This window comes from Blastochloris sulfoviridis (assembly GCF_008630065.1).
Lineage (GTDB): Bacteria > Pseudomonadota > Alphaproteobacteria > Rhizobiales > Xanthobacteraceae > Blastochloris > Blastochloris sulfoviridis.
In genome coordinates this window covers 52,673-66,635 of record NZ_VWPL01000015.1, presented here as the reverse complement: position 1 = coordinate 66,635, position 13,963 = coordinate 52,673, and the positions used below count along the sequence as shown (strand labels likewise).

The following is a 13,963-nucleotide window of genomic DNA, read 5'->3' as shown; positions in this document are numbered from 1 at the left end:
GAACGGGTGAACCGAACTCTTGTCAGTCGTTGCAGGTGTAGGGATGGGGCGTCTAATGGCGGCTTTGCTGTGTCTTCTGGTGGCTGGCGGCTGCGCCGGGCCGGTCGCCGAGACCCTTGCCAAGCCGAATGAAGGCATCCTGCCGCCTGTCCTCAACCCGGTCACGCGGATCAACGCCAAGCTGCGCGAGTTGCCGCCGCCGGCGCAGAAGGTCGCCGTCGCCGTCTATTCCTATACGGACCAGACGGGCCAGTTCAAACCGGCCGAGACGGTCCAGCAGCTGTCGCGCGCCGTCACGCAGGGCGCGACGTCGGTCATCATCAAGTCCCTGCAGGATGCCGGCAATGGCAGCTGGTTCATGGTGGTGGAGCGCGAGAAGCTCGACAACCTGCTGAAGGAACGCCGCATCATCGCCGATATGCGCAACCTGTATCTCGGCGAGCGCTCGGTCAATCCGAAGGCCTTGCCGCCGCTGCTGTTCGCGGGCGTGCTGCTCGAAGGCGGCATCATCGGCTTCGACAGCAATGTGCGTACCGGCGGGATCGGGGCGAAATACCTGGGCGTGGGCGGCGACGTTCAATACCGCGAGGACACGGTCACGGTCTATCTGCGGGTTGTCAGCACCAAGACCGGCGAGGTCCTGCTGTCGGTGGTGTCGCACAAGACGATCGTGTCGATCGCGGTGCGTGGCGGCGCATTCAAGTACGTGGCGATCGACAAGATCCTGGACGCGGAAGCCGGCTTCTCGACCAACGAGCCGAAGCAGATCGCCGTGCAGCAGGCGATCGAGAAGGCCGTCTACGCCATGATCGTCGAAGGGGCGGCGCGGAACGTGTGGTCCTTCCGCGACAAGGCGTTCCAGTCGCAGGCGATCCAGGATCTCGATACCGAGCAGTGGCTGGTCTCCAGCACGGTGCACCCGCAGGCGAACCAGAGCGAGGGCGAACAGCCGGCGGACGCCGCCGATGCCGGTGGGGAGAAAGCGGCGTCCGACGTCGCTGGCACGACGGCGCCTGCACCCGCTGCCGCCACGGCCGCGGCGCCGGCAAACCCGCCCGCAGCCGCGCCGCAGCCGGCCGTTAGCAATGGTGCGCGCACCACGCCGGCACCAACCTCGGGCGCAGCCGGCAGGACGGCAAAGCAGGCGAGCACGCGACAGCCGGCGACACCCGCCAAGGTGGCGAAGGACGGCAAGGGCCGGGCGCTGGCCATCACATCGCAGAGCCAGTGGGAGACGCCTTTCACAGCGTCCGAGTTGCGCGCGGAGGCCGCGACGGAGACGAGCGAGGACGCGCCACGTGTCGCGGAGACGGTCCAATGAGGCGCGCGATCCGACAGTCCGCCGCGCACGCCGCCGGTCTCCGCAAGCACCGGGACCAGGGGCGGAGTGTGCTGGTCCGCTATGTCACGAGCGCCGAGCGCGAACGCCCCGCAGCGGGGTCGGGCGCCGGAGTCGTGGCCGTGTTCGCCTGGGGGCGCGTTGGCCGCGCCGCGGGCGGATCGCCGATATCGCAGTTTCGGCCCGCAAGGGCCACACGGGCTCCGTCTGACGACGGGGGGCGGACCTGCCGGCCGACTGGCATCGGCGACAGGTCCGTTTCGCAAAGGGCGTGGCGGGGATGCAACTCCGGTCCGCAACGCTCTCCTTGGCAATACGCTGACCACCCCCGAAGGGGCCTGGACAGCGGACCACCCCAAAATACATGGGAGACTCAACAATGACCAGGATGACCGCGACGGCCGTCGCCCTCGTTCTCGCTTTGTCCGCGCCGGCGTTTGCTGGAAGCAGCACGTCGACCATTGACCAGATTGGCGACGGCAACACGGCCGGCGTCACTCAGACCGCGACCGGCGGCAACACGAATACGTCGGACATCGATCAGGTCACTAACGGCCAGGCGACCGTCGTTCAGGGCGGCACGGGTGCCGAAAATGACTCGACCGTGACGCAGACCGGTGACGGCAGCATTGCGGATGTGGATCAGAGCGGCAGCGGCGCCACGATCAACACCTCCACGATCACGCAGGACGGCGCCAACACGGCTGACGTGACCCAGAGCGGCGATGGAAGCACTAACGACTCCACTATCGACCAGAGCGGCGGCGCCGGAAATATCGCAACGGTCATCCAGGGCGGTGATGGCAACATGAACACCTCGACCGTGACCCAAACGGGCGACGGCAACACCGCCACCATCGGCCAGAGCGGCACTGAGGTCACCAACACCTCGACCGTGCTCCAGCAGGGCAATCTCAACACCGCCACCGTCACTCAGAACTGACGCAGCGCGCCGGGAGCGGAGGCGGGCGTGACGTTCGCCCGCCTCCCGTTTTCGGGAGCGATTGCGCGCACGTTCGCCCGGGACAACAGTCCGCAGGAGAAGAGTGATGAAACGGCAATTCGCGGTCGCTGGAGCTCTGCTCCTGGGGATGTCGGCTTCGGCCCTCGCCCAGTCCAGCGATTCGTCCATCGAGCAGATCGGCACCGGCAACAAGGCCACCGTCGCCCAGACGGCGACCGGCGGCAACGGCAACGACTCGACCATCACGCAATACGGCGTGGGCGGCAACACCGCAGACGTCACTCAGAGGGGGACGGACAATCTCAACTCCTCGACGATCAGCCAGCACGATGCCGGCGGAAACAATGCAAAAGTCTTGCAGGAAGGATCGGAGAACTCCAACACCTCCATTATCGACCAGCTTGGCACCGGTGGTGGAAACACCGTCAACAGCGTGACCCAGCGCGGCGATCGCAACTCCAATAATTCCACCATCACCCAGAACGGAACGGGCGGGGGCAACGAGACCAGCGTCACCCAGGAGGGGTCGGACAACCTGAATACATCGACCATCAACCAGCTTGGCGTAGGTGGTGGCAATCTTGCCAATGTCTATCAGCGAGGGCAGGACAACCTCAACACCTCCACCATCACCCAGAATGGCGGTGGCGGCGACAATGAGGTGTTCAGCGTCACCCAGCAGGGCAACGACAACACCAACACCTCCACGATCAACCAAAGCGGCGGTGGCGGGAACAACTGGACGAGCGTGACCCAGGAAGGGTCATCCAACGAGAACATCTCGACCCTCACCCAGAACGGAGCCGGTGGCAGCAATGACACCACCGTGATCCAACGCGGGTCCGGCAATTCGGGCGGCTCACTGCGCAACCGGTCAGCGATCACGCAGACTGGCGGCAACGGGTTCAACGTGACCGATGTCACGCAGGAGGCGGTCAATAGCCGGAGCATTTCCACCATCACGCAGCGTGATGCCGGCGGCTACAATGACGTCATGGTGTGGCAGTACGGCACGAACAACACGAACCTCTCGACGATCATGCAGGAGGACGACGGCCATCAGACGGCCGAAGTCACCCAGTCCGGCACCGGCACTTCGAACACGTCGGATATCCACCAATGGGGATTTGGCGGCGGCAACGAGGCAATCGTGTCGCAGTCCGGCACCTCCCTGGTGAACACCTCGACCATTAACCAGAACGGCGGCAGCAACGCCGCGAACGTGACGCAGAACTGACCGCGGGCGCAGGCCCGTGACACGACGGCCGGCGGGAGCGCCGCATCCGAGCGCGCCCCGCCGGTTCGACCGCAGACCAGCGCTTCGCGGGGACATCGAATGAACGCCATGGCACGGCGACCGGGTTGGCGATTCTGGGCGGCAGGGGGGCTTCTCGTTGGTGCCGTCTCCGCCGCCAATGCGGGCGGCCTGGAGATCGAGCAGATCACCGGCAATCTGCAGACGACCTATCAGGCCGGCAGCAACAATGGCGCCACCGTCGAACAGTCGGCGATCGCCGCCGGGGCGCTGGCGGGCGGCAATGCGGCGCTGGTCGGTCAGTTCGGCAGCGACAACCAGGCCACGGTGCGCCAGGAGGGTGCCGATCTCGGCGCGGTCGTCGGGCAGGCCGGGGCCGGCAATTCGGCCGTGGTCGACCAGAGCGGGGCAAACCTGAAAGCCGTTGTCGGCCAGTTCGGCTCGGGTCACGCCGTCGAGATCCACCAGATGGGCGTCGGCAACGGCCTGCCGCTCATCGTCAATCAGTTCTGAGATGGTGCCGGAACTCGAAGGGATCAACTGAGGGCCAGGAGCCGCGTTCTTCCCTCTCCCCTTGTGGGAGAGGGTGGCGAGACCGAGCGAAGCGAGGTCGAGCCGGGTGAGGGGTGCATACGAGCGGATGCTGGAAGATTCGCCCCTCACCCGCCTCGCGACCTGACGATCGCTCGGCACCCTCTCCCGCAAGGGGAGAGGGAAGAAGAGGCCGAGCCAATCAACCGGAAACCCTATGAGCCGGTGCCGGAACTCGGGCTGCGCGCGGCGGGTTGGCGATTTGGCGTTCGGCATGGCGCGGCAAGGATGACCGCCCTGCGGTGACGCTTAGAGCATCCGCCGATCTGATTGGATCAAGCGGATGCTCTAATACCAACGGCCCCAAACGCTGACGCGTGGGGCCGCCGACACTCGCGGATTTTCTCTCCGGAAATCAGAGATTTCCGAAAATCCGCGACCGGAACCAACGGTCAGCTTTCGCTGCCGTTGGTATAAGTTCTTGGTTTGTCGCATTCTCTTCCGCAAAACCGGTACCCACTTTTGCGGAGAATGCTCTAGCCCACGGAAGGCGGGAAGTCGTGAATGTGACCGACAAGCCGGTTTCGAGGTGTCGGCGGCCGCGCTTGCTGCTGCGGCTTGTCGCGCTGGCGAGTGTCGCCGTCTTGAGCCTGTCGGCTATCGACCGGGCGGCGGCCGAGACGCGCACGCGCCGCGCCGCCACGTCCACTGAGACAAGGTCCGTTGCAGTCCCCCAGATCGCGCGGTTCGCCTCGGCGCCGCGCCGCCACGCGCAGGCGAAGCGGCGCCCCGCGACGGGGATGTCCTCCAACATCCGCCAGATTCCGAAACGGGGAAGCGTGCGAGACGGCACGACCTATGCCAAGCTTGCCGCCTCCAGCAAGCGCCTTTCGGCCCGCTGTCCGTCCGCGCGTCCGACCGCGCGCTGCGCGCTGGTCTCGCAGGCGGACTCCCTGCCGGGCGCGCTGCTGCAGGAGCCGAACCCGGACACGCTGCCGGTGCTCGACCGGCTTGGGATTCCAGCCGTCGATGGCGTCCCGCCGATCGTCACCGTCAATCAGAAGCGCCGCCCCGCGCCGGGCTTTTTCGGCCCAACGTTCCCGCTCCATCCCGGGAGAATGCGATGACTTCGACAGCACCCACGCGCAGGTCCGTCCTGCAATCGGCCGCAGGCGGTGTCACGGGCCTCGTGATCCAAGCAACCATCCCACAGGGAGGACATGCCATGGCTGCCGGCGCAGCGTCCGTGATCGGTTGGGTCGAGGTGCAGCCGTCTGCCAAGGGCAGGGACCACATTACCCTTCGCGGCCACGTCCTTGCCCTCACCGATGCGGCAGGCCGGTTCACGCTGGCGCTGACACGCAGCAGCAAGGGCGGCAAGTCGGAAACCAAGCAGGGCGGGGAATTCAAGCTGCAGGCCGGCGAGAGCCAGCCCCTGTCGACGACCACGATCAATCTCGACGAGAAGGATCAGTTGACGGTGGTGCTGAGCATCAGTGTCGACGGGATCGAGGTGTTCTCCACGACGTTGCGTACTTTGTAGGACGCGGCACTCGCCGAAAACTGCGGGCAGGGTCCGCCGCGTCTCACAGCAGGGTCCGCCGCGTCTCACACAGGCCCCGAGGCCGCGGGCGCGTCCACCGGCACCACGTCGACGGCAACGTCGAGCGCATGGTCGCCGGTGGCGATGATCACGCCGTCGACCGGCGCGGCGTCGGCATAGTCGCGGCCCACCGCCAGCACGATGTGGTCGAGCCCGGCAAGCATGGCGTTGGTGGGGTCGAGGCCGATCCAGCCGGCGCGCGGGCCGCACCACAGCGACACCCAGGCGTGGGTGGCGTCCGCCCCTTCCAGGCGCTCCTGCCCCGGCGGCGGCTCGGTGCGCAGGAAGCCCGAGACATACCCCGCAGCGAGGCCCAGCCCGCGCAGGCCGGCGATCATGATCTCGCTGAAATCCTGGCAGACGCCGCGCTTCAGCGCGAAGGCCGTCGCGACCGGCGTGGTCACGTCGGTGGCGCCGGGCTCATAGGCGAAGTCGGCCTTGATGCGGCAGGCCAGCTCGAAGGCCGACGCCAGGATCGGCCGTCCGCGCGCGAAGCTTTCGGCGGCGTAGGCGGTGATGTCCGCCACCACCGGCACCCGCCGGCTGGGAAAGAGATGGTGGACGGGCGCGGTGGGGGTGAGGTCGGCCGAGGCCCAGGCGAGTTCGCGCACCGTCTCCCAGGGCGGCGTCACCTCGGGCTCGGGGACCGGCGGCGGGGTGACGTCGATGCGCGCGGTGGTACGCAGCACCAGCGCCTCGTGGCGGGTGTGCAAGGCGATGCGGGTGAGGCCGTTGCCGAAGAAGTCGCGCGCCTCCGAGCGTTCGGCCGGCCACGGCTCGACGTCGAGCGCCATCGACAGCACGCGCTGGCCGGGCCGGTCGACCGGCGACAGCCTGAGCACGTGGCTTGCCGTGGCGACCGGCGCCGCATAGCGATAGGTCGTCACCTGCCGCACGTCGTAGATCATGGCGTCTCGTCGGCCTCGCCGCGATGGGTGAACCAGCGGTCGGAGATGGCGTCCGACAGATCCATCAGCGTCTGCTCGGCGCGGATCATGTCGAGCATGTCGATGTCGGAGGCGTCCAGCGTGGCGATGCCGGAATCGAGCCGCAGCAGCAGCCGCTCGGGCGGCGAGGTCGGCTCGCGCACCAGGCGCGTGGTGAGCACCGCCATGTGTTCGCGCATGCGCTCGATCTGGAACGTCACCGAGCGCGGGTTGGAGGAGTCGAGCACCACGGTGTCGAGCACCGGCGCGCGCGCCGCCACCATCACATAGCGCATGCGGTAGGTGATCTGGCTGTCGGCGAGTTCCAGCAGCACATCGAGCGCCTCGTCCGGCGCGCCGGCAACACCGAACTGCCGCACGAAGCGGCAGGTGTTGATCGCCCGCTCGATGCGCCGGCCGAACTCCAGGAAGCGCCAGCCGGCGAGCTGGTTCATGTTCTCCTGGGCGAGGCCGGCGAAGGAGGCGGTGATGCGCAGCGCCTGGTTGATGCGGGCGAGCACGGTGGCGCCGGTGACGTCGGCCGGCACGGTGCGCGACAGCGCCATCTCAAGCTCGGTCAGCGCCCGCCAGGCGTCGGGCGAGAAGCGGTCGCGGATGACCGAAGCCGCCCGCCGCGCCGCCGACGCCAGCGCCAGGATCGAGCCCTGCGCGTCGTGGTGGTTGAGCGCCCGCACCGAGAGGCGGATGAGGTCCATCGTGCCGGGCGGGGTGTCGACCACCTCCCACGCCAGCAGCAGTTCCTCGATCAGGCGGGTGGTGACGGTGCCGCGGCGCTCGCGCTCGGCGGCGCGGGCGGCGAGCAGGCGGGCGAGGCGCAGCGCCGCCTCGGCGCGCTCGACGTAGCGGCCGAGCCAGAACAGATTGTCGGCGACCCGGCTGGTGAGCGGTCCGACATTGCGGCGGATCGGCACGTGGCCGGGCGCCGGCAGCAGCGAGACCGGCGCCACCGGCGCCTCGGAGGGCACCCACACATCGGCGGCGCGACCGCCGCGCTGCATCGACACCGCGCGGGCGTCGATATGGTCGGCGATGCGGCACAGGCCGCCCGGCATCACCGCCCAGCCGTCCCGGGTGCGGGCGAGATAGACCCGCAGCACGAACGGCCGCGGCTCCAGCCTGCCGTCGCGCCAAACCGGCGTGGTGGAGAGCTTCACCGCCTCGTGGGCGACGAGATCGACGCCGCGCCGGCGCACCAGCTCGATCAGCGCGTCGCGCTCGGGCGCGTCGAGCTCGGCGGCGACCACCGATCCGCTGCGCAGAAGCGGCGGCAGCGTCGGCTCGAATGCCGGGGCGATCACGAAGGCGTCGAGGTCGGCGATCACCGCCTCGCGCTCCAGCGGCTGGCCGCACCACCAGGTCGCGACGTTGGGAATCTCCAGCTCGCGGCCGACGAGGTGGCGCGCCAGCGCCGGCACGAAGCCGAGCAGAGCGCGCGATTCCAGCACGCCCGACCCCAGTGCGTTGGCCACCGTGACATTGCCCGAGCGCACCGCCTGCACCAGGCCCGGCACGCCGATGCGCGAGGCGGGATTGAGCTCCAGCGGGTCGGCCCAGTCGGAGTCGAGCCGGCGCAACAGCACGTCGGTGCGCTCCAGCCCCTCGATGGTGCGGATGTGGACGTCGCCGCCGCGCACCGTGAGATCGGCGCCCTCGACCAGCACGAAGCCGAGATAGCGGGCGAGGTAGGCGTGCTCGAAATAGGTCTCGTTGAGCGGACCGGGGGTGAGCAGGCACACGCGCGAATCGACGCTGCGGCAGAGCGAGGTCAGCCCGGCGCGCAGCGTCTGGAAGAAGCCGGCGAGGCGCACGACGTGAAGCTGCTCGAACAGCTCGGGCAGCGCGCGGCCCATGGTGATGCGGTTCTCCAGCGCATAGCCGGCGCCGGAGGGCGACTGGGTGCGGTCGTTGAGCACCCACCAGCGGCCGTCCGGCCCGCGCCCGAGGTCCGCGGCATAGATGCCGAGGCCCGTGCCGTCCTCCGGCAGGGTGCCGACCAGCGGGCGCAGGAACTCGCGGCTGCCGGCCACCGCGGCGGCTGGCAGGCGGCCTTCGGCGACCAGCCGGCCGCGGCCGTAGATGTCGGCGAAAAGGCGCTCCAGCAGGGTGGCGCGCTGGGCGAGGCCCGAGGCCAGCGCCTGCCATTCCTTGGGGTCGATCACCAGCGGCAGGTGCGACAGCGGCCAGGGCCGCTCGACACCGGCGGCATCGTCATAGAGCCGGTAGAACACGCCGGAATCGCGCAAATAGCGGTCGGCGTTCTGGAACCGCCGGCCGACCTCGGCCGGCCCCAGCGCGGCAAGCCCGTCGAGCACCGGCAGCCAGTGCGGACGCACCGCGCCGCCTTCGTCCATCATCTCGTCGCGCACGCCGGGCAGCGGCCGGTAGCCGTCGATGAGCGCCTGGCGGCAGCCGGCGAGATCGGGCTCGTGGGGCGCGCGGCCGGTCACGGCGGTGCTCACGGCGGTGGCCGGCGCAGATCGAGGGTGGACGGGAACTCGCCGGTCGCCTCATCCGGCGGCACGGCGACATAGCCCGGCGAATGACCGTGGTCCTGGAAGCGGGCGAGGCGGCGCGCCTCGGCCTCGTAGGAATTGACCGGGAAGGTGTCGTAGTTGCGGCCGCCCGGATGGGCGACGTGGTAAACGCAGCCGCCGAACGAGCGGCGGTTCCACGAATCCAGGATGTCGAAGGTCAGCGGCGCGTGCACGGGAATCGTCGGGTGCAGGCCGGAAGCCGGCTGCCACGCCTTGAAGCGCACGCCGCCGACATACTCGCCGTTCCGGCCGGTGGAGACCAGCGGCACGCGGCGGCCGTTGCAGGCGATGACGTGGCGCTCGGGCTGCACGCCCTCCACCCGCACCTCAAGCCGTTCGACCGCGGAATCGACGAAGCGCACGGTGCCGCCGACGGTGCCTTCCTCGCCCATCACGTGCCAGGGCTCCAACGCCTGGCGCAGGTCCAGCCGCACGCCGCCGTGCTCGACCCGGCCGTAGAACGGGAAGCGGAACTCGCGCTGGGCGGCGAACCAGGTGGGCTCGAACGGGTAGCCGGCGCGCGCAAGGTCGTCGAGCACGCCGAGGAAGTCCTCCCACACGAAATGGGGCAGCATGAAGCGATCGTGCAGCACGGTGCCCCAGCGCACCAGCGCTCCGTCCTGCGGCTCGCGCCAGAACCACGCGATCAGCGCCCGCAGGAGGAGCTGCTGTGCGAGGCTCATGCGCCAGTCCGGCGGCATCTCGAAGGAGCGGAACTCGACGAGGCCGAGCCGGCCGGTCGGTCCTTCCGGCGAGAACAGCTTGTCGATGCAGATCTCGGTGCGGTGGGTGTTGCCGCTCGAATCGACGAGCAGATTGCGCAGCAGCCGGTCGATCAGCCACAGCGGGATGTGGCCACAGCCCGGGGCGGGAATGTTGGCCAGCGCGATCTCCAGCTCGTAGAGCGAATCATGGCGCGCCTCATCGATGCGCGGCGCTTGGCTGGTCGGACCGATGAACAGGCCCGAGAACAGATAGGACAGCGCGGGATGGCGCTGCCAATAGACGATGAGGCTCTTCAGCACGTCGGGCCGGCGCAGGAACGGGCTGTCGGCCGGGGTGGCGCCGCCGATCACCACGTGGTTGCCGCCGCCGGTGCCGGTGTGGCGGCCATCGATCATGAACTTGTCGGTGCCGAGCCGGGCGAGCCGCGCCTCGGCATAGAGTTCGCGGGTGATCTCGACGCATTCGTGCCAGCTCGCCGCCGGCTGGACGTTGACCTCGATCACGCCGGGGTCGGGCGTCACCTTCAACACCATAAGCCGCGGATCGACCGGCGGCGGGTAGCCCTCGACATGCACCGGCAGGCCGAGATCCTCGGCGGTGCGCTCGACGCAGGCGATCAGCTCCAGCCAATCCTCCAGCGTCTCGGTCGGCGGCAGGAACACGGTGATGCGGCCGTCGCGCGGCTCGACCGCGAGCGCGGCGCGCACCGCGTCGTCGTCGTCGCCGGTCGAGGCGATCTGGCCGACCTGCTCGCTCCTGCCGGCAGGGAGGGCACCGCCGCCGGCCCGCACGACGCGCTGGTGCAGCACGTCGGGATCAGGCAGCTCGCCCCTCGGCTCGACCGGGTCGGCCGGCACCACGTAGGGATAGGAGGCCGGCGGCACCCATGGCAGCGTCGCCAGCGGCAGGCGGAAGCCGACCGGGCTGTCGCCCGGCATCAGGAACAGCTTCTCGCGCCGCAGCGCCCAATGCTCGCTGCGCCAGCGCCGGCCATCGGCGTTCCAGCGCTGCACCGGCAGCACGTAGCCGACCGGCGTGCCAAGCCCGCGGTCGAACACCTTGGCGATGCGGGCGCGCGCCTCGGCGTCCTCCAGTTTCGAATCCTGAGTATCGACATTGGGCGGCAGCTTCGCCTCCTGCAGCAGCCAATGCGCCGGATCCTCGAATGCCGGGACGACGTAATCGGCCTCAAGGCCGAGCCGCTCGGCGATGCCGCAGGCGACGTCCCTGGCGTCTTCGGGCGAGCAGCGGGCGGGCGCGTTCTCGCGGGCGATCAGGTCCGGATTGCGCCAGATCGGCTTGCCATCCTTGCGCCAGTAGAGCGCGAACGACCAGCGCGGCAGGCTCTCGCCCGGGTACCACTTGCCCTGGCCGTAGTGCAGCAGGCCGGCCGGCGCGAAGCGCGCGCGCAGGCGGCGGATCAGATCATCGGCGCGGCTACGCTTGGTGGGGCCGACCGCGTCGGTGTTCCACTCGGCCGACTGGTAGTCGTCGATCGAGACGAAGGTTGGCTCACCACCCAGCGTGAGACGGACATCCTGGGCGGCGAGGTCGGCATCCACCGCCTCGCCCAGCCGGTCGAGCGCCGCCCACGCCTCGTCGGAGAACGGCAATGTGACGCGCGGCTTCTCATCGACGCGGGTGACCTTCATCTCGAAGGCGAACGACACCTCGGCGGGGTCGACGGTGCCGGAGATCGGCGCGGCCGAGCGATAGTGCGGCGCTGCGCACAGCGGGAAATGGCCCTCGCCGCAGAACAGGCCGGAGGTCGGGTCGAGGCCGATCCAGCCGGCGCCGGGGATGTAGACCTCGGCCCAGGCATGGAGGTCGGTGAAGTCGTGGTCGGTGCCCGACGGGCCGTCGAGCGACTTCAGGTCGGGCTTGAGCTGCACGAGGTAGCCCGAGACGAAGCGGGCGGCGAGGCCGAGCCGGCGCAGGATCTGCACCAGAAGCCAGCCGGTGTCGCGGCATGAGCCGGACCTGAGCTCCAGCGTCTCGTCGGGCGCCTGCACGCCCGGCTCCATGCGGATGACGTAGCGGATGTCGCGCTGCAGGCGGGCGTTGAGGTCGACCAGGAAATCGACAGTGTTGACCGGCCCCTTGGGCAGCGCAGCGAGATAGGCCTCGAAGGCCGGGCCGGTCGGCTCGCATTCGAGACAGGGCGCAAGTTCCAGCGCCATCTCGGGTGGATAGACGAAGGGGTAGATGTCGGCCCACGGCTCGACGAAGAAGTCGAACGGGTTGAACACCGTGAGCTCGGCCACGAGGTCGACGGTGATCGAGAATTCGGTGGTCTTCTCCGGGAAGACGAAGCGCGCCACCCAGTTGCCGAACGGATCCTGCTGCCAGTTCACGAAGTGGGTCTCGGGGACCACCTTCAGCGAATAGGAAGGAATGCGCGTTCGGCAGTGCGGTGCCGGCCTGAGTCGGATGAGCTGCGGCCCGAGGTGGACGGGACGGTCGTAAACGTAACGGGTGACGTGATGAAGAGCCGCTAATATCGCCATGCCCGGAACGTAAAGGCCAAGTCCCTCCGCGGTCAAAGCCTCGTTGGGCGCGGCGGGTCACCCCTCACGCGGGATTTGTCGTTCTGGAGGTATCCAGCGCCGCTGGCGATGCCGGCGGGCGCGAAATACGCCCGACCGGCCCTGATTCTGCTGCGTCCGCGGCGCAAGAGCCGGTCACGGCACCGCGAACTTCACCACGAACACCAGCGCGAGCAGGACGGCGGCGACGTTCACCTCGCGGAACCGGCCGGCGGCGAGCTTGCAGGCCACGAAGGTGATGAAGCCCAGCCCGATGCCGGTGGCGATGGAATAGGTCAGCGGCATGGTGACCGCCGCCACCACCGCCGGGGCAAATTCGGTGGCGTCGTCCCAGTCGATCTCGGCGAGGCCGCGGGTCATCAGGCAGGCGACATAGAGCAGCGCCGCCGCCGAGGCATAGGCGGGAATCATGCCGGCGAGCGGGGCGAAGAACAGCGCCAGCAGGAACAGAATCGCCACCACCGCCGCGGTGAGGCCGGTGCGGCCGCCCGCCGCCACGCCCGCCGTGCTCTCGATGTAGCTGGTGGTGGTCGAGGTGCCGATCAGCGCGCCGAACATGGCGGCGAAGCTGTCGGCGACCAGCGCCTGCTTCATGCGCGGCAAGCGCCCGTCCTTGTCCAGGAGCCCGGCCTGGTGGGCGACGCCGATCAGGGTGCCGGCATTGTCGAACACGTCGATGAACAGGAAGCTGATCACCACCGCCAGGAACGCGGTCTCGTAGATTCGCGAGAAATCGAGCTGCAGGAAGGTCGGGGCCAGCGAGGGCGGCATGGCCACCACGCCGCCATAGGTCGTCAGCCCGAGCGGCAGGCCGGCCAGGGTGACGGCGAGGATGCCGACCAGCGTGCCGCCGAGCAGGCGGCGGGAATTCAGCGCGGCGATCAGCACGAAGCCGACGAGGCAGAGAATCGCCGCCGGCTCGCGCAGGCTGCCGAGCGTCACCAGCGTCACCGGGTGGGCGACCACGATCTTCGCCTGCTCCAGGGCGATGATGCCGAGAAACAGGCCGACGCCGGCGGAGATGGCGAGCTTGAGGTTCCGCGGAATGGCGTTGATGACGTATTCGCGCAGGCGGAACACCGAGATCAGGAAGAACAGCACGCCCGAGCAGAACACCGCCGCCAGCGCCTGCTGCCAGGAGTAGTGGTAGGACAGAACCACGGTGAAGGCGAAGAAGGCGTTGAGCCCCATGCCCGGCGCCAGCGCGATGGGGTATTTGGCGTAAAGCGCCATCACCATCGTGCTGACCGCCGCCGCGATGCAGGTGGCGGCGAACACCGCGCCCTTGTCCATGCCGGTGCTGGCGAGGATCGTCGGGTTGACGAACACGATGTAGACCATCGTGAGGAAGGTGGTGACGCCGGCGATCGCCTCGGTGCGCACCGTGGAGCCGCTGGCCGTCACCCCGAACCAGCGATCGAGGAAAGACAGGCGCGCCGGCTTGGGCGTGTCCATCCTGGCCGTGTCCATCGGACCCTCCGCTCTCGTCCCGCCGCCGCGCCGAGCGCCTGTGGCGGC

The 13,963-nt window shown here is 69.0% G+C and carries 10 protein-coding genes; 6 read left to right on the top strand and 4 right to left on the bottom strand.

Annotation, left to right across the window (positions count from 1 at the left end):
* Positions 1-55: 55 nt before the first annotated feature.
* The 6 genes from F1193_RS10120 (at position 56) to csgH (ending at position 5,632) form a co-directional block, all read left to right on the top strand.
* Positions 56-1,321 (top strand): CsgG/HfaB family protein, encoded by a 1,266-nt coding sequence (locus F1193_RS10120; RefSeq protein ID WP_210247346.1) that lies wholly within the window; start codon positions 56-58, stop codon positions 1,319-1,321.
* A gap of 397 nt (positions 1,322-1,718) precedes the next feature.
* Positions 1,719-2,282 carry a hypothetical protein gene (locus F1193_RS10115; RefSeq protein ID WP_170263514.1) on the top strand — a complete coding sequence of 188 codons (564 nt, stop codon included), beginning with the start codon at positions 1,719-1,721 and terminating at the stop codon, positions 2,280-2,282.
* Positions 2,283-2,388: 106 nt separating this feature from the next.
* A complete protein-coding gene (locus F1193_RS10110) occupies positions 2,389-3,540 on the top strand; it encodes a beta strand repeat-containing protein (RefSeq protein WP_150097560.1) in 1,152 nt (383 codons plus the stop codon).
* Positions 3,541-3,648: 108 nt separating this feature from the next.
* The gene (locus F1193_RS10105; RefSeq protein ID WP_170263511.1) at positions 3,649-4,071 is read left to right on the top strand and encodes a hypothetical protein; all 423 of its coding nucleotides are present in this window, start codon (positions 3,649-3,651) and stop codon (positions 4,069-4,071) included.
* Positions 4,072-4,655: 584 nt separating this feature from the next.
* Positions 4,656-5,216 carry a hypothetical protein gene (locus F1193_RS10100; RefSeq protein WP_150097558.1) on the top strand — a complete coding sequence of 187 codons (561 nt, stop codon included), beginning with the start codon at positions 4,656-4,658 and terminating at the stop codon, positions 5,214-5,216.
* A 98-nt stretch (positions 5,217-5,314) separates the two neighbouring features.
* Positions 5,315-5,632: a curli-like amyloid fiber formation chaperone CsgH gene (csgH, locus tag F1193_RS10095; RefSeq protein ID WP_150097557.1), complete on the top strand. Its 318-nt coding sequence runs from the start codon at positions 5,315-5,317 to the stop codon at positions 5,630-5,632.
* Between the two features lie 65 nt (positions 5,633-5,697).
* Here the strand turns inward: csgH and F1193_RS10090 are convergent, their stop codons facing one another.
* The 4 genes from F1193_RS10090 to F1193_RS10075 form a co-directional block, all read right to left on the bottom strand.
* Positions 5,698-6,600, bottom strand: coding sequence for a transglutaminase family protein (locus tag F1193_RS10090; protein ID WP_150097556.1), 903 nt, complete (start codon positions 6,598-6,600; stop codon positions 5,698-5,700).
* Positions 6,597-8,993: a circularly permuted type 2 ATP-grasp protein gene (locus F1193_RS10085; protein ID WP_150097582.1), complete on the bottom strand. Its 2,397-nt coding sequence runs from the start codon at positions 8,991-8,993 to the stop codon at positions 6,597-6,599. The genes F1193_RS10090 and F1193_RS10085 overlap by 4 nt, the downstream gene beginning before the upstream one ends.
* Positions 8,994-9,094: 101 nt before the next feature.
* Complete coding sequence (locus F1193_RS10080; protein ID WP_150097555.1) at positions 9,095-12,406, bottom strand: transglutaminase family protein; 3,312 nt, start codon at positions 12,404-12,406, stop codon at positions 9,095-9,097.
* Positions 12,407-12,580: 174 nt separating this feature from the next.
* Positions 12,581-13,915 carry an NCS2 family permease gene (locus tag F1193_RS10075; RefSeq protein WP_210247345.1) on the bottom strand — a complete coding sequence of 445 codons (1,335 nt, stop codon included), beginning with the start codon at positions 13,913-13,915 and terminating at the stop codon, positions 12,581-12,583.
* Positions 13,916-13,963 lie beyond the last annotated feature (48 nt).